Below are 20,638 nucleotides of genomic sequence, written 5' to 3' on the forward strand. Positions count from 1 at the left end.
GTAATTGGCCGATGGGCGGATGATCTTGCCATCCTGGCGCTGCTCGATCACATGCGCCGACCAGCCCGAGGTGCGCGCGATGACGAAGAGCGGCGTGAACATGGCGGTGGGGACGCCCATCAGATTGTAGGAGACGGCGCTGAACCAATCCAGGTTCGGAAACATCTTCTTGGCGTCCATCATGACGCTCTCGATGCGCTCGGCAATTGCATATTGGCGGCCTGCCCCTGCCTTGTCGGCAAGGCTCTTGGCGACGCGCTTGATCACCACATTGCGCGGGTCCGACACGGTATAGACCGGGTGCCCGAAGCCGATAATGACTTCCTTGTTGGCGACGCGTTCGCGGATATCCTCCTCCGCCTCATCAGGCGAGCCATAGCGCTCCTGAATCTGGAAGGCCACTTCATTGGCGCCGCCATGCTTGGGCCCACGCAACGCGCCAATGGCCCCGGCAATGGCCGAATACATGTCAGAACCCGTGCCGGCGATGACGCGGGCGGCAAAGGTCGAGGCGTTGAATTCATGCTCGGCATAGAGAATGAGCGAGGTGTGCATGGCCCGCACCCAATCCGCGTCAGGCGTCTGGCCATGCAGCAGGGTCAGGAAATGCCCGCCAATGCTGTCATCGTCGGTCTCGACCTCGATGCGGCGGCCATTATGGGCGAAATGGTACCAATAGAGCAGCATGGACCCCAGCGAGGCCATCAGCCGGTCGGCAATGGCGCGGGCGTCGGGGGCGTTGTGGTCGTGGCTCTCGGGCAGGGTGCAGCCGAGGACCGAGACACCGGTGCGCATCACATCCATCGGATGGGCGGCAGCGGGCAGGGCTTCTAGCGCCGCGCGAACCGCCTGAGGCAGGCCGCGCATGGCTTTGAGCCGAGCCTTATAGGCCTTGAGCTGTGCCTGCGTGGGCAGCGAACCGTGAACAAGGAGATGCGCAACTTCCTCGAACTCGCTGGTTTCGGCCAGGTCCAGAATGTCATAGCCACGATAATGTAGGTCATTGCCGGTGCGGCCGACCGTGCACAGCGCGGTATTGCCGGCGGTGACGCCCGAGAGGGCCACGGATTTCTTGGGCTTGAAGCCTGGTGCTTCGGTCATCTGCGCCTCCTTAGAAAATCCCCGCGGGGGCTTCGGGACCAAGCTGGTCCGGCGAAACCACGAAATTGAGTGCCTTGACTTCGGCAGCGGTCAACGTCGGCAGGCGTTCGACCAGGGCCAGGAACCGGTCCTGCTCTTCGCGGGAAACGATGCCTTCTGCCAACGTGCGGAACTTTTCGATGTAGTTGGCGCGCTTGAAGGGGCGGGCGCCATTGGGGTGCGCATCGGCCACGCCCAGCTCATCGGTGATCACCGAACCGTCTTCCATGGTGACGATCACCTGGCCGCCAAAGGCCATGTCCTCGCCCTTGGCGTGATAGCGCTTTGTCCAGATCGGGTCTTCCTCGGTGGTGATCTTGTGCCAGAGCGCAACGGTTTCCGGGCGCTGGGCGCGCTCGGGGGCATAGCTCTTCACATGGTGCCAGCCGCCATCTTCGAGCGCCACGGCGAAGATATACATGATCGAGTGATCGAGCGTTTCGCGGCTGGCCTTGGGGTCCATCTTCTGCGGGTCATTGGCGCCGGTGCCGATCACATAATGGGTGTGATGGCTGGTCTTGATCAGGATCGACTTGATCTTGGTCAGGTCACCGATTTTCGGGCCCATGCGACGGGCGAGATCAATCAGCGCCTGGCTCTGATATTCGGCCGAATATTCCTTGGTGTAGGTATCCAGGATCGCGCGTTTGGGTTCGCCCTGTTCTGGCAGTGGCACATGGTAGAGCGCCTTGGGGCCGGAAAGCAGGTACGCGATGAAGCCGTCTTCGCCTTCATAGGCCGGGGAAGGGGCGCCTTCCCCGCGCATGGCACGGTCGACGGCCTCGATGGCCATCTTGCCGGCAAAGGCTGGCGCATAGGCCTTCCACGTCGAGATTTCGCCCTTGCGCGACTGGCGCGTAGTGGTCGTGGTGTGCAGCGCCTGCTGGATGGCCTGATAGGTCACTTCGGTGGAGAGGCCCAGCAGGGCACCGATGCCGCCAGCAGCGGAGGGGCCAAGATGGGCGATATGGTCGATCTTGTGTTCATGCAGGCATATGCCCTTGACCAGATCCACCTGGATTTCATAGCCGGCGGCCAGACCCCGCACCAGCGCTGCGCCATCCAGCCCCTTGGCCTGCGCCACGGCCAGGATGGGTGGGATATTGTCGCCCGGATGGCTGTAATCGGCAGCCAGGAACGTGTCGTGGAAGTCCAGTTCCCGCACTGCCACGCCATTGGCCCAGGCGGCCCATTCGGGCGAAACCAGCGTGTCATTGGCAAGGCCGAATACCGGCGCGCCCTTGTCCGATCTATGTCCCAGCGCCTGGGCGCGGGCCGAGCGAATGGGGCCGCGGGCAATGGAGGCGGCGGCCACGGCGGCATTGTCGATGATGCGATTGCCGATCATCTCGACGACATCGTCCTCGACCGGCACCGGATCGGTGGCGACGGCGGCGAGTTTCCAGGCGAGCTGGTCCTCGCGCGCCAGATGCTCGGCCGATTTATAGGTGCGCACGTCGTGGATTTTCATCTCTGCTCTCCATTCGGAAATTTTGCGCCGGACCATATAGGCAGAATGGCTCAGGCCCAAGACAGGAAAAGGCAAGCCTGCTACAATCACACAAGCCTAGTTTTGTAATCTTGTGGAGTTGTGAAGATTGGCCCCGAAAAAGGTCTTTGCCGGCGCTCGTTTGCGGGCCCTGCGCGCCCAGCACCGGCTGACCCAGGCCGAGCTGGCGACGCGGCTCGATATTTCGGCCTCCTATGTCAATCAGCTCGAAGCCAATCAGCGGCCATTGACGGCGTCGGTCATGGTGGCGCTGGCCGAAAGCTTCAATCTCGATCTCACCAGCCTCACCTCGGACGCCTCGGACCGCCTCGTTATCGATCTGCGCGAAGCCCTGGCCGATCCCGTCTTTGGCGATGCCGTGCCGAACTTGCAGGAATTGAAAACCGTGGCCACCAGCGCGCCGGACATGGCCCGCGCCGTGCTCGCGCTTTATGGCGCCTATCGCAAGACCAACGAGACCCTGGCAGGCATGGATGCGGCTTTGGCGCGCGATCCGCAATCCAATGTGCAGACCGCCTATGAGGAAGTGCGCGACTTCTTCCACTATGCCGACAACTATGTCGACCCGCTCGATCGCGCCGCCGAACATCTGGCGGGCGAACTGGGCGAGATCGGGCCGGATAGGCTGCGCCGGCTCATCCAGTATTGCGCCGAGATGCACAATATGCGCGTCACGCTCGCCGCCCCGGCGCATGGCGACCGCATGACCGAGTTTGACCGCAAGAGCGGCGAACTCTGGGTCAATGCCCATCTCGAGCCGTCCAGCCAGTTCTTCCAGATCGCCACCGTGCTGGGTGGGCTCGAACAGGCAAGCCTGCTCGAAACGCTATTGGATGGCGCCAATTTCCAGGCGCCCGAAGCACGCCCCATTGCCCGCATGGGGCTAGCCAATTATTTCGCCGGCGCCCTGCACATGCCCTATGGGGCCTTTCTTGAGGCCGCCGCAGACTATCGCTTCGATATCGAGGAATTGGCGCGTGTGTTTGGCGCCAGCCTCGAACAGGTCGCGCATCGTCTCTCGACCATGCAAAGGCCGCGCGAACGCGGCGTGCCGTTCTTTTTCGCCCGGGTCGATGCCGCCGGCACCATCACCAAGCGCCATTCGGCCACCGCCCTGCAATTTGCCCGTTTCGGCGGCGCCTGCCCCTTATGGAACGTGCATCGGGCCTTCGAGGCGCATGGGCAGATCATAAGACAATTGGCCGAGACACCGGACGGCAAGCAATATCTCTGTCTCGCCTGGAGCCACGAGAAACGCCTCGGCGGCTATCGCGGGGTGACGCGGCGCTATGCCTATGCGCTGGGCTGCGAAAACACCCATGCCGGCAAACTGGTCTATGCCGACGATCTCGACCTCACCAAAGCGCCCTTCGATCCCATCGGCATTTCCTGCCGCATCTGCGAGCGCCGCAACTGCCCGCAACGCTCCGTGCCGCCCATGGCGGCGGGCATCTCCGTGCCGGCCGACAGAAGGAGCGTGGTGCCTTATGAGATCGGGTGAGGTGGTGACACCGCAGTCGCTCCCCTGTCTAAAGAAGATCAATGACGGCGAACAAGAACACTTCAATTGCGAACGCCGGGAACACAATCGACAGCAGTTTTAAGTATTGCGCTCCCGCCCATGGGGGGCAGGAGATGTGACGCGTGTCGATCACCGTAAACAAGCCAAAGGGACCGACCGACAACGCAAATCCCAGGCGATAGCCGTCGATCCTCTCCGCGAGCCTTCTGCTGCAAATCGACCCTACAGCTGCAGTTGCGATGAGTGCCAAAAGGTTGAGTGCGAAGAGAACTTTTATATGTAGTGGAATGAGAATTCCCCTCTGCTCACTTGTTGACGATGGAATCCCTTCCCCTTTGGAAGGCGAAGCTGAGGTGCGGTGCCCCTATGCCGGCTCGAAATCCGGACCATGGCCGGAAACCGGCTTCATCCCCGCGACAAAGCGTTTGGCATTGTTGACATAGCGGTCCGCCGAGGCGGTCAACGCGGCAACGCCTGCTGTATCGATGTCCCGTACCACCTTGGCCGGGGCACCCATGACCAGCGAATTGTCGGGGATTACCTTGCCTTCGGTGACCAGCGCATTGGCGCCGATCAGGCAGTTCTTGCCGATCACCGCGCCATTGAGCACGGTGGCGCCCATGCCGATCAGCGAATTGTCTCCGATGGTGCAGCCATGCACGATCGCCCCGTGGCCGATGGTGACATTGTCCCCGATGGTCAGCGGAAAGCCCGTGTCGGTGTGCAGCACGCAGTTTTCCTGCACATTGGTGCGCGCGCCAATGGTGATCGGCTCGATATCGCCGCGCGCCACCACGCCAAACCAGATGCCGGCCTCGGGACCAACATGAACGTCGCCCACCAGCACGGCGGTTGGGGCGATCCAGCCGGCATTCTCGTCAATCTTCGGCGCAACGCCGTCGAGTGCGTAAACGGGCATGGTTCTGTCCTCCTGGTCGCTAAGGCGTCGTGCCGTATGCATTGCGCATCTGGGCGATTTCCGAAAGCGTGTTTTCGAACAGGCTCCAGTCATCGCTGTCGACAATCGGGGCCCAGATGGCCTCGACCTCGTCGATCAGCATGGTGCGCGGCGTCTCGCGGGAGAAATAGGGGTGGTCGAGATTGACGTCCCCGGCCGGACCATAGATCTCCATTAGGTCGGCGATCGGGCGGAAGGCCTCACTGGCATAGTGATCGGCCGAAGGGCTCTTGGCGGCCCGGTTGCTGCTCAGGGCGCCGCCGCGCCAGTCAAAGAAGAACTGCTCATAGGGTGCCTTGCTCTCCGCGAGAAAGCCGAACAGGGCCGTGACAAAGGCTCCATCCTGCTCCACATCGCGGGGCACGAGGCCCAGCCGCCGCAGGATCTGGCGTGGCAGCTCCTCCCGTAATATCGGCCAGACCGTGTTGAGCGCTGGTTCGAGCTTGTCGATGGAGGACAGCGGCAGGAGGCACTCGGCCAGCCGGGTCAGGCTCCAGGCCAGCGTGTCGGGCTGGCGGCCAAAGGCATAAAGGCCGGTTTCGTCGAAATAGGCGGCGGTGAAGGCCGGATCATAGACCGGCAGGAAGCGCCAGGGGCCGTAGTCAAAGCTTTCGCCGGTGATGTTGATATTGTCGGTGTTGAGCACGCCATGCACGAACCCGGCAGCGATCCACTGTGCGCCGAGCCGGGCGACCTTCGCCACCACCGCCTCAAGGAGGGCGACGGGTTTGTCTTCCGCGCCGGAAAGCTCGGGATAGTAGTGCGCGATGCAATGATCGACGAGGCGCCCGAGATTGGCGTTGTCCTCGAGATAGGCCAGGCGCTGGAACGTGCCGATGCGGATATGGCTGTGGCTGAGCCGCGTCAGTACCGAAGACCGGGTGGGGGAGGGCTCATCGCCGCGATAAAGCTGCTCGCCGGTCTCGACCAGGCAAAAGCTCTTGGAGGTATAGACGCCCAGTGCTTCGAGCATTTCGGTGGCCAGCACTTCGCGCACCCCGCCCTTGAGCGTCAGGCGGCCATCGCCACCGCGTGACCAGGGCGTCTTGCCCGACCCCTTGGTGCCCAAATCGAGCAGGCGCCCATCGACCGGGTCGATGCATTGGGCGAACAGAAACCCGCGCCCATCCCCCAATTCGGGATTGTAGGAGCGGAACTGATGGCCGTGATAGCGCAGGGCCAGCGGCATTTCGAAGCTTCCGGGCAGAGGCTCGAACCGGCCGAAATGAGCGAGCCATTCGGTCTCGCTCAACGCCCCCAGGCCAATCCTGTCCGCCCAGCGCTGGTCGCGATGGCGCAATATGGTCTTGGGGAAATCGGCGGGCGCGACGCGATCGAAAAAGTCCGGGCCGAGTTTTTCGTGCGCTGTGGAGGGGGTGAAGCGGGTCATGTCCGGCCAACGCTAGCAGAGCGGGATTGTTTCGTCGCCTGCAACCCGGCCCTGCAGGACACCGTCTAGCGAATGTCACCAAATCGGCCTATAGAAAACAAGATGACATCTGCATCACTTGCCACCCCCGCCATCATCCGCCTGGCCCCTTTTGAGGCCGCCATTTTCGACATGGACGGCACCCTGCTCGACACCGAGGCCGTGTTCCGCGACATCGTCTTCGACGTCTGCACCGAGCTGGGGTTTGAAATGACCCATGATGTGCACCGCTCAATGGTGGGGTCCAGCCACGAGACGACCAACCGGCTGCTCATCGAAGCCTATGGCGTGGCCTTCCCCTATGCGCTGTTCGACGAAAAGTGCCGGGTGAGCATGCGCGAACGCAGCCATGCCGGCGTCCCGGTCAAGCCCGGCGCCGTTGAGTTCATCACCGAATTGCGGGCCCGGGGCATACCGGCCGCCGTCGCAACATCCTCGCGCAATCCCCATGCCGAGCATCATTTGAGCGCCGCCGGATTGCTCGACCTCTTCGAGACGGTGGTGACCCGGGACGATGTGGTCCATCCCAAGCCCCATCCCGAACCCTATCTGACGGCTGCGGAGCGGCTGGGTGTAAACCCTCGGCGCTGCCTGGCGCTTGAGGACAGCCATTCGGGGGTGCGCGCCGCCCATGCCGCAGGCATGCAGACCGTCATGGTGCCCGATCTGGTCGGACCCAATGACGACATCCATGCGCTGGGCATTTCCATCATGGAAAGCCTTGTTCACGTGCATCTGGCCGCCTTTGACCGCGACTGAGCGGCAACACTTGTGAACAAAAATTAACCATTCGCGTAAATCGATAAAGCTTTACCCAATGCGGTAAGGCGCGGTTCAGCACAGGGAAAACTCTTGAAAATCAGGGCTTTTCCTCGGCTTTGCGGGCCGTTAACTCTGCCTTAAGTCGCTAAGATTTATGGTTAACCAGCCGTAAATTTCGACTTCCATCCCGCCGCTGGCTTGTCTAGTGTGCCGGCCGGGAAGTGCCGGGACCTTCTAGGTCTCGATCAGGAAGCCCGCCGGAAGGACCGGACGGGCTCAGGGGTAAGGACGGGGCATGCAACCTGGCTGGCAGCACAAGATCGCGCGTGCCCTCTCGCCCATGGTGGCGATCGGCGCTGCTGCGCTGGTGCTGTTCGTGACCCTGTCGCCTGCCCAGGCCCAGTCGACCATCCTGCCCCAGCCCATGCCCGAAGAGATCAGCGCCCTGCGCGAGCAGCCGGCGCTCGGCATCACCGCCATGCCGCTGGCGCCCGGCCAGCAGCCCCTGACCCCGGCTTTGCTGGCCAATTATGTCAAGCGGCAGCAGGCCCTGCGGGCGGTGGACGTTACCCTCTCCGGCCCGCAGCCGGAACTGACCAGCGACCTGCTCATGGGCTATATCAGCCGCGGTTCGCTTGGCGGCGATAATACCGCGCTCTCGGCCATTGCCAGTTTCACCGATCCTGCTCCGCGCCCGGCGCCCTCGGTTTCCGCCGATCTGCTGGCCGATTATGTGCAAGCGGGCTACCAGCCCACCGCCAAGCGCGTCGAGATCGCCAATGGCGAGCGCGAATGCCTGGCCCAGGCCATCTATCACGAAGCCCGCGGCGAAACCGCAACCGGGCAGCTGGCCGTGGCCAATATCATCGTCAATCGCGCCCGTTCGTCCAAATTCCCTGGCTCGCTTTGCGGCGTCATCTACCAGAACGCCGACAAGGGCCGCTATCGCTGCCAGTTCACCTTTGCCTGTGATGGCCGCGATGACACGCCGGGCGAGCGCCGCGCCTGGAACCGTTCGCTGGACCTGGCCAAACAGGTCTATGCCGAATATGCGCTGGGCGAGGAAATCGGCATCCTGCCCGGCTCCGCGCTCTACTACCACACCACCGCCGTGCACCCGTCCTGGGCCAACACCTTCGCGCGCGTGGCTGTGGTCGATAGCCACATCTTTTATGCGCCCTGATCGGCCGCACGCTGGCGGGAAATAAAAAGGGCGCCTCGGGCGCCCTTGTTGTTTGGTGCAGCGCCGCGGTGAACCGCGGCGGCTTGGTGGAACGAGCTCTACTCCGCCGCCATCTGCAGCCGCGGGCCGGCTTCGGCATTGGCCTCTGGCCCGAACTTCTCGAAGTTCTTGCGGAACAGGGCCACCAGCTTGGCTGCCTGCGCGTCATAGGCATCGCCATCGGCCCAGCATTGGCGTGGATCGAGCAGGCGTTCTTCAACGCCCGCCACGCTCATGGGCACCTCGAAGCCGAAGAGCGGGTCGAAGCGCATCTCGACGGCGTCCAGTTCGCCATCCAGCGCCGCCGTCAGCAGGCGCCGGGTGGAGGCGATGTCGATGCGCTTGCCCACGCCATAGGCGCCGCCGATCCAGCCGGTATTGAGCAGCCAGGCCTGGGCGCCACTCTTGTGGAGGCGCTCGGCCAGCATCTGGCCATAGACGGTGGGGTGCAGCGGCATGAAGGGGGCGCCGAAACAGGCTGAGAAGGTCGCCTGCGGTTCGGTCACGCCCCGCTCGGTCCCCGCCACCTTGGCCGTGTAGCCGGAGAGGAAGTGGTAGACCGCCTGTTCGGGCGACAGCCGCGCCAGTGGCGGCAGCACACCGAAGGCGTCGGCGGTCAGGAACACCACGGTCTTGGGAGTCCCGCCGACACTGCCTTTGGCAATAGAGGGCAGCACGTCGATGGGATAGGCCGCACGGGTGTTCTCGGTCAGCGAGACGTCGGTGAAGACAGGCTTGTTGGCCTCGTCCAGCACCACGTTTTCCAGCACCGTGCCGAACCGGCGCGTGGCCGCGAAGATCTCCGGCTCCGCCTTGGCGCTGAGATTGACGGTCTTGGCATAGCAGCCGCCTTCGAGATTGAAGACGCCATTGTCGCTCCAGCCATGTTCGTCATCGCCGATCAGCGGGCGGTTGGGATCATTGGAGAGCGTCGTCTTACCGGTGCCCGACAGGCCGAAGAACAGCGCTGCCTCGCCCTGTGGTCCCAGATTGGCCGAGCAATGCATGGGCAGCACGCCCTGGTCGGGGGCGTGGAAATTGAACAGCGAGAACACGCTTTTCTTGATCTCGCCGGCATAGCGGGTGCCCGCGATCAGGACGATATTTCGGCTCATGTCGAGGGCGATCACCGTTTCGGTGCGGCAGCCATGCCGCACCGGATCGGCCGCGAACAGCGGCGCATGGACAATGGTGACAGGTGCGCCGGTGTCGGCGGCGGCAATGTCCTCGCCGCGCCGGATCAGCAGATTGCGGATGAACAGGGCATGCCAGGCGCTCGGGGTCAGCACGGTGACATCATATTGATGCGCCGGATCGGCACCCGCCAGCAGGTCCTGGCGGTAGAGCGGCTGGCCCTTGAGATGCGCGGTCACGTCGGCCAGCAGCGTTTCGAACTTGTCTGGCGCCATCGCGCCCGAATTATCCCACCAAACCCGGTTCTCGGTCAGCGCATCGCGGACGATGAACTTGTCCTTGGGCGAACGGCCGGTGAAGGCGCCGGTTTCCACCACCAGGGCACCGTCTGCGGTCAGCCGGGCACCGCCCTGGCCGATGGCCGCGGCAACCAGGGCCGGGGCGATTGCGTTCTCGCTGAGCGAGCCAGCGCCATCGGCGATCCTGGTGCGCAACTGGGTGTGATCAAGGGCTGGCATGTTCCGAACTCTCCACGCGGCCGCACCTGTGTGGCGGCGTTATGGGGGCAAAATAGAGGCTGGGGCGGTGGCCCAACCATCCCGAAATCGGTCGTACGACGGAAGTTGGATGGTGACGAATTCGCGGGTCGAGACTGGCGCAAAGCAGGTGCGCGCCTTATTTAGTACGTAATTGTCGCCTGCAAAGTCGCTCGAACGGTGCGGCTGGGTTCAGTCCGGGCCAGATTCTGAGCTAGCGTCACGAGAAGAAAGGCAGCCAATGCCAAAGATTGCCCTGGTGGACGACGACCGTAACATTCTCACCTCCGTGTCCCTGACCCTGGAGGCGGAGGGCTATTCGGTCGCCACCTATACCGATGGTGCCTCGGGCCTGGAGGGCTTGACGACGGACAAGCCGGACCTGGCCATTCTCGATATCAAGATGCCGCGCATGGACGGTATGGAGCTGCTGCGCCGCCTGCGGCAGAAGTCCGATGTGCCGGTGATATTCCTCACCTCCAAGGATGAGGAAATCGATGAGCTGTTCGGGCTCAAGATGGGCGCCGACGATTTCATCACCAAGCCCTTCAGCCAGCGCCTGCTGGTCGAGCGCGTCAAGGCCATCCTGCGCCGCTCCGCCCCGCGCGATCCGGCATCGGGCGGCGGCACGGCCGAGCCGGTGCAAAGCAAGGCGCTGATCGAGCGCGGCGCGCTGGTCATGGATGAGGAACGCCACACCTGCACCTGGAAGGGGCAGCGCGTGACCCTGACGGTCACCGAATTCCTGATCCTGCAGGCTCTGGCCCTCCGGCCGGGCGTGGTCAAGTCGCGCAATGCGCTGATGGATGCCGCCTATGACGACCAAGTCTATGTCGATGATCGCACCATCGACAGCCACATCAAGCGGTTGCGCAAAAAGTTCAAGGCAACCGATGACGACTTCGAGATGATCGAAACGCTCTATGGCGTTGGTTATCGCTTCAAGGAGCAGTAAGGACCCACGTGGCCACGCTCGACGATCCGCACAGCGCTGAAACGGGGTCCCATCCGGGCTCCGCTTCGGACCAAGGCGCCGTGCGCTCCGCCCGGCGCGGATGGCGCCTGGTGCTGACGCCGCTGCTCAAGCTGGCCGACGGCTTCCGGCGCTTTGTCGATTTCACCATCTTTTCCAGCCTCACCCGCCGCATCGTCGTGCTCAACATGGCCGGCCTGCTGGTGCTGGTTGTCGGCATTCTCTATCTCAACCAGTGGCGGGCGGGCCTCATTGACGCGCGCGTGCAATCGCTGCGGGTCCAGGGCGAAATCATCTCGGCGGCCATTGCGGCATCGGCCACGGTGGACAGCGACATCATCTCCATCGATCCCGACCGCCTGCTCGACGCCCAGGCGGGCACCATCTCGCCCTTTTCCTATTATGATCCGACCCTGGAATTTCCCATCAATCCCGAGCGGGTGGCGCCGCTGCTGCGCAATCTGATCACCCCGACGCGGACGCGCGCGCGCATTTATGACAGCCAGGGCCTGCTCATCCTCGACAGCGAAAACATCTATGCCCGCGGCGAGGTACTGCGCCAGGCCATCGACACCTCCAAGACCGGCAGCTTCTTCCTGCTCGATTGGTGGAACGCGCTGATCTCCTGGGCCCCGGGCGGCAATTATCCCACCTATCAGGAATATCAGGCCGACGAGGGCATTCGCTATCCCGAGGTGGCCTCCGCCCTTTCTGGCGCCCCGGCCGATTTTGTCCGCGTCGACGCACAGAACCAGCTTGTGGTGTCGGTGGCCGTGCCCGTGCAGCGCCTGCGCGCCATTGTCGGCGCCATTCTCCTGTCCACCGAACCGGGCGATATCGATTCGGTCGTGGCCCAGGAGCGCTGGAGCATTTTGCGCATCGCCATGATTGCCGCCGGCGTGCAGGTGGTGCTGTCCCTGTTGATGGCCGGCACCATTGCCGGGCCGATGCGGCGCCTTTCGGCAGCCGCCGAGCGGGTGCAAACAGCTGGCAATGCCCGCGCCGAAATCCCCGATCTTTCGGATCGCCCCGACGAGATCGGGCATTTGTCCGGCGCGCTGCGGCGCATGACCGACGCACTCTATAACCGCATCGAGGCCATCGAGCGCTTTGCCGCCGATGTGGCGCACGAACTCAAGAACCCGTTGACCTCATTGCGCTCGGCAGTTGAAACATTGCCGCTGGCCAAAAAGCCCGAGGACCGTGAGCGGCTCACCAATATCATCCAGCATGACGTGCGGCGCCTCGACCGCCTGATCACCGACATTTCGAGCGCCAGCCGGCTCGATGCCGAACTCGCCCGCGAAAGCGCCGATCGCGTCGATGTCGAGAAACTGGCCGAGGCCATGGTTGCCATCCAGAAGGATGTTGCTGCAGGCCGCGATGTCGAGGTGGTGATGGGCAAGCGCCTGGGGCGCGGCACCACAATGATCAATGGGCACGAAAGCCGGCTGGCGCAGGTCTTTGCCAATCTCATCGATAATGCCGTGTCCTTCTCGCCCCCCGGCGGCACGGTGACCGTGGCGGTCTCCACCGAGGGCGAGGCCATCACCGTGACAGTGACCGATGAGGGGCCGGGCATTACCGGCGATGTCACCCGCATCTTCCAGCGCTTCTACACCGATCGTCCGGAAGCGGAGAGCTTCGGCAACCATTCCGGCCTGGGCCTGTCGATCTCCAAGCAGATCATCGAGGCCCACAAGGGCCGCATCCGGGCGCAGAACCGCACCGACCGCTCCGGTGCAATTTTTACAATTGTGCTGCCGCGAGCCCGCAAATAGACTTTGCGGCATGAACAAGCCAGTCAATGTGCATGGGACGGGGCTCGTCCTGGGTGAAACCGGTGTCTTGCTGCGCGGCCCTTCCGGGGCCGGCAAGTCGGTCCTGTCCATGGCGCTGCTCGACCGCTGGGAGGGCAGGGGACAACCGGCCTTTCTGGTCGCCGATGATCGTGTCGATATCGCCGACGAGGGCGACAGGCTGGTCATGCTGGCGCCACCGCAACTGGCCGGGCTGATCGAATTGCGCGGCCGCGGGATCGTCAGCCGGCCGCACCGCGAATGGGCTCAATTGCATCTGGTGATCGATCTTGTCCCCGACATGACCCGCATGGTCGAAGAGGAAGACCTGCAGACCGAGCTGCTCGGCCGCACGTTGCCGCGCGCTCCGGTGCCGCAGGCGGGCGTGATCAGCCTGGGTCATCAGACGCTGCTGGTCGTCGAGGCTGTTGCACAAGCTGTTCAACACGCCGCAGCGTGACAAATTATCCCTTGCAACGCGCCCGGTTGGGGACAAGACTGTGCGCCGTTTACGGGGCGGCGCCAGGCGCCCTGGCCGGCGGGGGCTCAAGAGCTGTCGCGACCGATTTTACGGGCTGCGGCGGCCGTTTGGGGAAAGTACATGATTGGATTGGTTCTGGTGACCCACGGCGCGCTGGCCGATGAGTTCAAGCTGGCGATGGAGCATGTGGTTGGGCCGCAGGAACAGGTGGAAACCATTGCCATCGGCCCCGAAGACAATGCCGAAAGCCGGCGCGACGATATCCTCAAGGCGCTCGATCGCGCCGATAGCGGCGATGGCGTCATCATTCTCACCGACATGTTCGGTGGCACACCCTCCAATCTGGCGATCTCGGTGATGCAGAACCGCAAGGTTGAAGTGATCGCCGGCGTCAACCTGCCCATGCTGGTCAAGCTCGGCCGCATCCGTGGCGAAATGACCATGGAAGAAGCCGTGGCCATGGCACAGGACGCCGGCAAGAAATATATTACGGTCGCCAATTCCATCCTGGGTAGCTGATCTGATGGATGCCGACAGGGCCGTCGCCCAGCAATTGACGATTGTGAACACCAAGGGGCTGCATGCCCGCGCCTCGGCGCGCTTTGTGCGCACAGCCGAATGTTTCGATGCCAATATCGCCGTCATCAAGGACGGCACCTCGGTGGCCGGCAATTCCATCATGGGCCTGATGATGCTGGGCGCCGGGCCCGGCTCCACCATACTCGTCCAGGCCAGCGGCAAGCAGGCCCGCGAGGCTTTGGAAGCCATTGTCGAACTGGTCAACAATGGCTTTGATGAAGATGTGGATGGGCTGCAGGCTTAAGGAACGAGAAGGCGAGGAGTGCTTTCAACGGCAGGGCCGGTGTTTTGCGGCCCCACCCCGCCCTCATGCCTTCCCCCTTGTGGGGAGGGATCAAAGGGTGGGGGTATGATACCGGGCAGTGAGCTGAACTTGGAGCTTTTGCAGTCAGCTGTCCGTTTTCACCGCGTACGAATTAAGGGCGAAGACGCATGCGACGCTTGATAGCCGGCATTGGCGGTATCGCACTCGCCACGACGCTCAGCCAGTTTCCAGAATATGCTCAGCAATATACCCAGCGCCTGGGTGGCGCGGTGGATGAGTTGCGCGTCATCACCGAGGAATTCGACCGGGCTGCCCAAGCGGGCGGCCTGGACCGGCAGGCGGCGCTTGAGCGCTACAATGCCTCCAATGACGCTTTCCTCGCCGGGCGCGGCACTTCCATGACCGCCACTTTCCAGCGTTACGACATGCTGTCCGCCACGCTGGCCGAGATCGAGGGCGCCGGCCCCGTCGAGCGCCTGCAATCGCTCCCGGCCTATCTCGATACCGATATCGGCCGCCGCACCCTGGAGGCCTACAAGCCTGCCGTGCCCGTGACCATGGAAGGCATTCTTTATGCCGGTGGTGGTTTCATCCTCGGCTATCTCGTTCTCTCCGGCCTTGTTCGCTTTGCCGCCATGCCCTTCCGGCGCGGCCGGGGGCGGATCAGGGTGACGCGGGGATAGGCACGATCTGGCTCCCTCCCCCTTGCGGGGAGGGCTGGGGTGGGGGGCTCGCGGTCAACGTGTTTCAACTGGAACTCCGGGGCGAGGGACCATTCGAGCATAGCTCTCATGGCCTTCTCACCTGAAATCTCCCCGCCGGGGAGATTTCCCCTGCGGGACGGCTCGAAGGATATAAACAAATCTTTATATCCGTCATTGATCGGTAACACCCCCTCCCGTATAGGAGGGGCAAGACATTCATCCATTCCGGAGCCGACCCATGACCAAGAGCCCGACCGACTATGCGGTCCGCGACATTTCCCTGGCCGATTATGGCCGCAAGGAAATCTCAATCGCCGAAATCGAAATGCCGGGCCTGATGGCCATTCGCGAGGAATATGCGGCGGCCCAGCCTTTGAAGGGCGCGCGCATTGCCGGCTCGCTGCACATGACCATCCAGACCGCCGTCTTGATCGAGACGCTGGTGGCGTTGGGCGCCGATGTGCGCTGGGTCTCGTGCAACATCTTTTCCACCCAGGATCACGCCGCCGCCGCCATAGCGGCCGCGGGCATTCCCGTCTTCGCCCACAAGGGTGAGAGCCTTGAGGAATATTGGGAGTTCACTGATCGCATGATGGAATGGGGCGATGGCGGCACGCCCAACATGATCCTCGATGATGGCGGCGACGCCACCATGCTGGTGCTGACCGGTGCCAAGGCCGAGACCGATCCGTCCATTCTCGACAAGCCCGGCAATGAGGAAGAGGAAATCTTCTTCGCCACCATCAAGAAGCGCCTGGCCAAGAACCCGAACTTCTATTCGACCATCCGCGCCAATATCCGCGGCGTCTCGGAAGAGACCACCACGGGCGTCATGCGCCTCTACCAGCTCCATGCGCGCGGCGAGCTGCCCTTCCCGGCCATCAACGTCAATGACTCGGTGACCAAGTCCAAGTTCGACAACAAATACGGCACCCGTGAATCGCTGGTTGACGCCATCCGTCGCGGCACCGACGTGATGCTGGCCGGCAAGGTCGCCATCGTCTGCGGCTATGGCGATGTGGGCAAGGGCTCGGCCGAGAGCCTGCGCGGCGCCGGCGCCCGCGTGCTGGTGACCGAAGTCGACCCGATCTGCGCGCTGCAGGCCGCCATGGAAGGCTTTGAGGTCGTCACCCTCGAAGAGGCCGCGCCCCGCGCCGACATCGTCGTCACCGCCACCGGCAATCGCGATGTGCTCATGGTCGATGACATGCGCCAGCTCAAGGACATGGCCATCGTCTGCAACATCGGCCATTTCGACAACGAAATCGACGTGCTGGGCCTGCGCAACTTCAAGTGGACCAATATCAAGCCGCAGGTCGACATGATCGAGCAGCCCAATGGCAAGCGCCTGATCCTTCTGTCCGAGGGGCGTCTGGTGAACCTGGGCAATGCCACCGGTCACCCCAGCTTTGTCATGTCCGCCTCCTTCTCCAACCAGACCCTGGCCCAGATCGAGCTGTGGACCAATGGCGACAAGATCGAGAAGAAGGTTCACGTCCTGCCCAAGCATCTGGATGAAAAGGTCGCCGAACTGCACCTGGCCAAGCTGGGCGCCAAGCTGACCAAGCTGAGCCAGAAGCAGGCCGACTATATCGGCGTGCCGGTGGAAGGGCCGTTCAAGTCGTCCGAATATCGCTACTAATTCGCCGAACGCAGCGACCAGACGAGAAAAAAAGCCCGGGCATAGTCCCGGGTTTTTACTTTTCGGAAAGGTTTCTGTTTCGTTCACGGGTCAAGCCCTTTCCTCGTGCTTTGCCCGCAACGCACAGCCATCAAGACTCTTTTTCGCGATTCCTGCGCCCGGTATGGTCTTAGTGATTCGGGTTGCGGGGGGACACGCAAGCCGATCATTGGGGGCAGCTGGAGCCATCTGCGGTTCTGTGTCGGCAGCCTGATGTTCAGTTGAGGCGTACCGGCCGTCCGGCCGGGTTGGCATCGCAATCAAAGCGAAAGAGGGCTCGTATGACGCCGGATCATTTCCGGAAACAATTGGGATTCGCAGGCCTTTGTGCCGCGCCCCTCACCCTGATCTCGGCTGTCCCCGCCTTGGCCCAGGGTCTTGTTCCGGCAAATCTGGGTGGCATCGCGCCCTTTGCGGTGGCAGTGGGCGCAGGCGGCTTTGCCCTTCTGTCCATGGCGCTGGTGCGCACCCTGCTGGTCGACAGCCGCGCCGCGCGGCGGCGTGCGGCAGAACAGATCGCCGAACTGCGCGCCCTTGTCGACGAATATGAAAACCTGATTGCCGGCACCCGCGAATTGACCGTGCTCTGGCAGGGCCACGAGGCGCCGCGCATTCTGGGGCAGGCCGCCGCCGTGCTTCCCGCAGGGCGCCAGCCGCAAAGCGTGCTCAATTTCCGCTCCTGGCTGGGCGCGGCCGAGACCAACCGGCTCACCAGCCTGGTCGAAGATCTGCGCCTGCATGGCCATGCCTTCGTCACCAGCCTCGACACACAGGATGGGCGGCTCGTCCGGGCCCATGGCTGGGTCATGGGCGGGGCGGTGGCGCTGCGCCTGCGGCCTGCCTATGCACAGCCCGACGAGGGGGCCGCACTGGCGGCCGAGGCCGAAGGCGGCGACCGGGAAAGCGCCCGCGCCATCCTCACCCTGCTCTCCAAGCCGGCCTTCCTGCGCGACGAAACCGATCGGCTGATCTACGCCAATCCCGCCTATCTGGCGCTGGCTAGCGGCATGGGCAAGAAGGGCACGGATATCAGCCCCCCCGAACTGCTCGACGCCACCCAGCTGGCCACCCATCTCAAGGCCTGTCATGCGGCGGCCGCGCCGGTCAACCGCATGCTGGATTTCGGTGCCCATGGCCGTTTCGAGCTGGTCGATTTTCCCGTGCCGGGGGGCCGCGCCGGCTATTTGCGGCCTGAGGCCAAGGTCAGTCCGCCCGCCATGCCCGTCGAACAAGGCCTCAACCATATTGGCGGCATCATCGATGCGCTGGGCACGCCGATCGCCATCTTCAGTGCCCGGCGCGAACTCACCCAGTTCAACGCCGCCTATGCCAATCTCTGGCATCTGGACCGCAATTTCCTCACGCCCGGCCTCGACGAACGGGCCATTCTCGACAAGCTCCGCACCGAAGGCATGCTGCCCAACCAGGTCGACTATCACACCTGGCGCGCCAAGCATCTGGAAAGCTACAGCCGCAAGGAGCCCTTCGAGGCCGACCCCTGGCATCTGCCCGATGGCCGCACCATCAAGGTGATCTCGGCGCCTGCCGGGCCGACGGGCGGTGTCATCTATGTCTTTGAGGATTTGACCGAGCGGCTCGAGCTTGAAAGCACCAACAAGGCCTTCACCAATGTGCTTCGCGAAACCATCATGGCGCTCAATGAGGCCGTGGCCGTGTTCGGCACCAATGGGCGGCTGACCCTCTCCAACCCGCAGCTCAGTAAGCTCTGGAAGCTGCCGATGAACGAGCTTGGCAACAATCCCCATATCGACCAGCTCGCTGAAGCCAGCGGCCGGGCCATCCCCGAGGATGGGGCCACCATCTGGCGCGATCTCAAGCGCACCATCATCGATCTCAACCCCACCCGCACCGACCGCACCGGCCGCATCAATCGCTCCGATGGGCGCCTGATCGATTATGCCATCACCCGCCTGCCCGATGGGCAGACCATGATGACCTTCCTCGATGTCACCGAAAGCGCCTCCTATTCCAAGGTGTTGAAGGAGCGCAACGATGCCCTGGTCGCCGCCGACCGGCTCAAGGACGCCTTCGTCGAAAACGTCTCCTATGAGCTGCGCTCGCCGCTGACCAATATCATCGGCTTCGCTGATCTCCTGGCCGCCACCGAAAGCGGCAGCCTCAATGAGCGGCAGCGCGAATACATCGACTATATCCGTGCCTCCTCGGTCACGCTGGGCGTGCTCATCGACAATATTCTCGATCTGGCCTCCGTGGATGCAGGCATCGCCGAACTCAATCCCGAGCCACTCGATGTCGCCGCCCTGGTCGACAAGGCCCGCGCCGGCATCACCGCCACCTTCCCCGAAGTGGCGGGTGACGCGCCCCATTTGCTGGTTGATATCGAGCCGGAATTGCCGCTTTTCGTGGCCGATGGCACCCGCATCGTGCAGGTGCTCTACAACCTGCTCTCCAATGCGGCGCGCTTCTCGCCCCCCGGCGGGGAAATCCGCCTCTCCGTCAGCCATCGCGGCGATCGCATGCTCTTTGTCATCGAGGACGAGGGCCCCGGCCTCACCGAGGAGATGAAATCGGCCATCCTCACCCGCCTCGATACGCCCGCCGCCGGCGGCCGCCAGCGCGGCGCGGGACTGGGCCTCTCCATCGTGCGCACCTTCGTCAACATGCATGGCGGCACCATTTCGGCGGAAAAGCGCGAACCCAAGGGCAGCCGCATCATCGTCAACCTGCCACTCGACAGCGCCATGGCCGGCGTGGCGGAGTAGGGCGCCGGGCCATGGGCCTCTCCCTCTTCCCCTTGAGAGAAGGGCCGAGGAGGGGGTAGTGCTGTTGGCCACAATTGCCCCCACTCTCATTCCTTCCCCTCAAGGGGAGGCCGGCGCAGGAGTCGAAGCGCTTCCCATGACCGAAACCTTCCTCCCCGATGACGATGCCACCGCCCGTTTTGGCGCCGCGCTGGCGGCGGGCCTGAAGCCCGGGGATATTGTCAGCCTTGAAGGCGATCTTGGCGCCGGCAAGACCGCCATGGCCCGGGCCATCCTGCGCGCCCTTGCCGGCGATCCGGCCCTGGAAGTGCCATCGCCAACCTTCGCTATTCTCCAGCCATACGACACCCCGTCCGGTCCGGTGCTGCATGCCGATCTCTACCGCCTCGCCGATGCCACCGAGGTCGATGAACTGGGCCTGCTTGATGACCCCGAGGCCATTGTGCTGGTCGAATGGGCCGAGCGCGCCCCGCAGGTCGTGAGCGCGGTCACCCTCACGGTGCATCTCGATATCCCGCCCGGCGGGGCGGGGCGCCAGGTGTCGGTCAAAAGGAACTGATCGGGCGGCGCCGGGTTGGTTCCAAAAGACCAGGAGACCCGCTTATGCTCATGCAGATGCCACCCGTTCAGCCCGATCCGGCACTGCCCGATGATGGCGTGCCGCCCCCGGTTCCGCCGTTCGGTCCTCAGCCGACAGAGCCGGGCGAAGTCGAGCCGCCGACCCCCGGCGAGGACGTCCCCGGCAAGGGGCCGGACTTTCCGCCCGAGCAGGATCCCTTCCCCGACGATATTGAACCGGACCGCGATCAGCCACTGCCCGGCTGACCAAAAAAGCCCCGCCACGCGGCGGGGCCAGTCTGGCGCTGAAACAGGCGGGTGGCTCTATTCCACCCGCCTCTTGTGGTGTTCGTCTTCCTGGGTATTGCCGCGCTTGATGCTCCGGTCCCCGGTGGAATTGTCGTAGACTTTCGGGGGTGGGGTCGCCGCCTCGCGCTTGTCGCTGATCGGGGTCTCATGCGGGTCAACCTCGGCACCCTTGGTCTTTTCCCGCCCCTCGATGATCGCCTTCTGCTGCTCGCGTGTGCGGGGTCCCTGGCCGGTCTTTTCGGTACCGCGCGTCTCGTGATTGGACTGTTGCATGGCACGTTTCCTCCTTGTGCCTGTGTCTGATTGACCCAACGAAGGCATCTCCCATCTGG

The 20,638-nt window shown here is 63.5% G+C and carries 19 protein-coding genes; 13 read left to right on the forward strand and 6 right to left on the reverse strand.

What is annotated here, in order from left to right:
• Window positions 1-1,101 (reverse strand): 2-methylcitrate synthase (gene prpC, locus QZ564_RS13690; RefSeq protein WP_297110912.1); only part of this gene is annotated, 1,101 nt, incomplete at its 3' end.
• 10 nt (window positions 1,102-1,111) lie between these two features.
• Window positions 1,112-2,611, reverse strand: coding sequence for an MmgE/PrpD family protein (locus QZ564_RS13695; RefSeq protein ID WP_297110916.1), 1,500 nt, complete (start codon window positions 2,609-2,611; stop codon window positions 1,112-1,114).
• A gap of 127 nt (window positions 2,612-2,738) precedes the next feature.
• Here QZ564_RS13695 and QZ564_RS13700 point away from each other — a divergent pair, with 127 nt between their 5' ends.
• Complete coding sequence (locus QZ564_RS13700) at window positions 2,739-4,151, forward strand: helix-turn-helix transcriptional regulator (RefSeq protein ID WP_297110919.1); 1,413 nt, start codon at window positions 2,739-2,741, stop codon at window positions 4,149-4,151.
• Window positions 4,152-4,536: 385 nt separating this feature from the next.
• On the opposite strand, the gene QZ564_RS13705 is transcribed toward QZ564_RS13700, so the two are convergent.
• Window positions 4,537-5,091, reverse strand: a complete 555-nt coding sequence (locus QZ564_RS13705; protein WP_297110922.1) for a gamma carbonic anhydrase family protein — start codon at window positions 5,089-5,091, stop codon at window positions 4,537-4,539.
• A gap of 19 nt (window positions 5,092-5,110) precedes the next feature.
• The gene (locus QZ564_RS13710; protein ID WP_297110924.1) at window positions 5,111-6,520 is read right to left on the reverse strand and encodes a protein adenylyltransferase SelO; all 1,410 of its coding nucleotides are present in this window, start codon (window positions 6,518-6,520) and stop codon (window positions 5,111-5,113) included.
• Window positions 6,521-6,622: 102 nt separating this feature from the next.
• On the opposite strand from QZ564_RS13710, the gene QZ564_RS13715 reads away from it, so the two are divergent.
• Both QZ564_RS13715 and QZ564_RS13720 read left to right on the forward strand, forming a co-directional pair.
• A complete protein-coding gene (locus QZ564_RS13715) occupies window positions 6,623-7,318 on the forward strand; it encodes an HAD family phosphatase (RefSeq protein WP_297110927.1) in 696 nt (231 codons plus the stop codon).
• A 298-nt stretch (window positions 7,319-7,616) separates the two neighbouring features.
• On the forward strand, window positions 7,617-8,504 hold the full coding sequence (locus tag QZ564_RS13720) for a cell wall hydrolase (RefSeq protein WP_297110932.1): 888 nt from the start codon (window positions 7,617-7,619) through the stop codon (window positions 8,502-8,504).
• Window positions 8,505-8,602: 98 nt separating this feature from the next.
• On the opposite strand, the gene pckA is transcribed toward QZ564_RS13720, so the two are convergent.
• Complete coding sequence (gene pckA, locus QZ564_RS13725; protein ID WP_297110935.1) at window positions 8,603-10,195, reverse strand: phosphoenolpyruvate carboxykinase (ATP); 1,593 nt, start codon at window positions 10,193-10,195, stop codon at window positions 8,603-8,605.
• A 259-nt stretch (window positions 10,196-10,454) separates the two neighbouring features.
• Here pckA and QZ564_RS13730 point away from each other — a divergent pair, with 259 nt between their 5' ends.
• The 10 genes from QZ564_RS13730 to QZ564_RS13775 all read left to right on the forward strand — a co-directional run bounded on the left by QZ564_RS13730 (window position 10,455) and on the right by QZ564_RS13775 (window position 20,264).
• Window positions 10,455-11,168, forward strand: coding sequence for a response regulator transcription factor (locus QZ564_RS13730; RefSeq protein ID WP_297110937.1), 714 nt, complete (start codon window positions 10,455-10,457; stop codon window positions 11,166-11,168).
• 8 nt (window positions 11,169-11,176) lie between these two features.
• On the forward strand, window positions 11,177-12,967 hold the full coding sequence (locus QZ564_RS13735; protein WP_297110941.1) for a sensor histidine kinase: 1,791 nt from the start codon (window positions 11,177-11,179) through the stop codon (window positions 12,965-12,967).
• A gap of 10 nt (window positions 12,968-12,977) precedes the next feature.
• Window positions 12,978-13,445: an HPr kinase/phosphatase C-terminal domain-containing protein gene (locus QZ564_RS13740; protein ID WP_297110944.1), complete on the forward strand. Its 468-nt coding sequence runs from the start codon at window positions 12,978-12,980 to the stop codon at window positions 13,443-13,445.
• A gap of 141 nt (window positions 13,446-13,586) precedes the next feature.
• A complete protein-coding gene (locus tag QZ564_RS13745; protein ID WP_297110947.1) occupies window positions 13,587-13,985 on the forward strand; it encodes a PTS sugar transporter subunit IIA in 399 nt (132 codons plus the stop codon).
• 4 nt (window positions 13,986-13,989) lie between these two features.
• On the forward strand, window positions 13,990-14,289 hold the full coding sequence (locus QZ564_RS13750; RefSeq protein WP_297110949.1) for an HPr family phosphocarrier protein: 300 nt from the start codon (window positions 13,990-13,992) through the stop codon (window positions 14,287-14,289).
• 188 nt (window positions 14,290-14,477) lie between these two features.
• Window positions 14,478-14,993: a DUF2937 family protein gene (locus QZ564_RS13755; RefSeq protein WP_297110952.1), complete on the forward strand. Its 516-nt coding sequence runs from the start codon at window positions 14,478-14,480 to the stop codon at window positions 14,991-14,993.
• Between the two features lie 259 nt (window positions 14,994-15,252).
• Complete coding sequence (ahcY, locus tag QZ564_RS13760; protein WP_297110954.1) at window positions 15,253-16,656, forward strand: adenosylhomocysteinase; 1,404 nt, start codon at window positions 15,253-15,255, stop codon at window positions 16,654-16,656.
• A gap of 320 nt (window positions 16,657-16,976) precedes the next feature.
• The gene (locus QZ564_RS13765) at window positions 16,977-19,439 is read left to right on the forward strand and encodes an ATP-binding protein (protein ID WP_297110956.1); all 2,463 of its coding nucleotides are present in this window, start codon (window positions 16,977-16,979) and stop codon (window positions 19,437-19,439) included.
• A 136-nt stretch (window positions 19,440-19,575) separates the two neighbouring features.
• Entirely contained in the window at window positions 19,576-19,998 is a 423-nt protein-coding gene (tsaE, locus tag QZ564_RS13770; RefSeq protein WP_297110959.1) for a tRNA (adenosine(37)-N6)-threonylcarbamoyltransferase complex ATPase subunit type 1 TsaE, read from the forward strand.
• A 44-nt stretch (window positions 19,999-20,042) separates the two neighbouring features.
• Window positions 20,043-20,264, forward strand: a complete 222-nt coding sequence (locus QZ564_RS13775; protein ID WP_297110962.1) for a hypothetical protein — start codon at window positions 20,043-20,045, stop codon at window positions 20,262-20,264.
• A gap of 57 nt (window positions 20,265-20,321) precedes the next feature.
• Here the strand turns inward: QZ564_RS13775 and QZ564_RS13780 are convergent, their stop codons facing one another.
• Window positions 20,322-20,579, reverse strand: a complete 258-nt coding sequence (locus tag QZ564_RS13780; RefSeq protein WP_297110965.1) for a hypothetical protein — start codon at window positions 20,577-20,579, stop codon at window positions 20,322-20,324.
• Between the last annotated feature and the right edge of the window lie 59 nt (window positions 20,580-20,638).

It is taken from the genome of uncultured Devosia sp. (genome assembly GCF_913055165.1).
Classification (GTDB): domain Bacteria; phylum Pseudomonadota; class Alphaproteobacteria; order Rhizobiales; family Devosiaceae; genus Devosia.

What these genes read in the sequence shown, in the direction of transcription:
- QZ564_RS13730 (WP_297110937.1), top strand. Translation starts at nt 10,455, where the DNA reads ATGCCAAAGATTGCCCTGGTGGACGACGACCGTAACATTCTCACCTCC.
- pckA (WP_297110935.1), bottom strand. Translation starts at nt 10,195, where the DNA reads ATGCCAGCCCTTGATCACACCCAGTTGCGCACCAGGATCGCCGATGGC.
- QZ564_RS13710 (WP_297110924.1), bottom strand. Translation starts at nt 6,520, where the DNA reads ATGACCCGCTTCACCCCCTCCACAGCGCACGAAAAACTCGGCCCGGAC.
- tsaE (WP_297110959.1), top strand. Translation starts at nt 19,576, where the DNA reads ATGACCGAAACCTTCCTCCCCGATGACGATGCCACCGCCCGTTTTGGC.
- ahcY (WP_297110954.1), top strand. Translation starts at nt 15,253, where the DNA reads ATGACCAAGAGCCCGACCGACTATGCGGTCCGCGACATTTCCCTGGCC.
- QZ564_RS13715 (WP_297110927.1), top strand. Translation starts at nt 6,623, where the DNA reads ATGACATCTGCATCACTTGCCACCCCCGCCATCATCCGCCTGGCCCCT.
- QZ564_RS13695 (WP_297110916.1), bottom strand. Translation starts at nt 2,611, where the DNA reads ATGAAAATCCACGACGTGCGCACCTATAAATCGGCCGAGCATCTGGCG.
- QZ564_RS13720 (WP_297110932.1), top strand. Translation starts at nt 7,617, where the DNA reads ATGCAACCTGGCTGGCAGCACAAGATCGCGCGTGCCCTCTCGCCCATG.
- QZ564_RS13780 (WP_297110965.1), bottom strand. Translation starts at nt 20,579, where the DNA reads ATGCAACAGTCCAATCACGAGACGCGCGGTACCGAAAAGACCGGCCAG.
- QZ564_RS13740 (WP_297110944.1), top strand. Translation starts at nt 12,978, where the DNA reads ATGAACAAGCCAGTCAATGTGCATGGGACGGGGCTCGTCCTGGGTGAA.
- QZ564_RS13755 (WP_297110952.1), top strand. Translation starts at nt 14,478, where the DNA reads ATGCGACGCTTGATAGCCGGCATTGGCGGTATCGCACTCGCCACGACG.
- QZ564_RS13765 (WP_297110956.1), top strand. Translation starts at nt 16,977, where the DNA reads ATGACGCCGGATCATTTCCGGAAACAATTGGGATTCGCAGGCCTTTGT.
- QZ564_RS13775 (WP_297110962.1), top strand. Translation starts at nt 20,043, where the DNA reads ATGCTCATGCAGATGCCACCCGTTCAGCCCGATCCGGCACTGCCCGAT.
- QZ564_RS13750 (WP_297110949.1), top strand. Translation starts at nt 13,990, where the DNA reads ATGGATGCCGACAGGGCCGTCGCCCAGCAATTGACGATTGTGAACACC.
- QZ564_RS13745 (WP_297110947.1), top strand. Translation starts at nt 13,587, where the DNA reads ATGATTGGATTGGTTCTGGTGACCCACGGCGCGCTGGCCGATGAGTTC.
- QZ564_RS13705 (WP_297110922.1), bottom strand. Translation starts at nt 5,091, where the DNA reads ATGCCCGTTTACGCACTCGACGGCGTTGCGCCGAAGATTGACGAGAAT.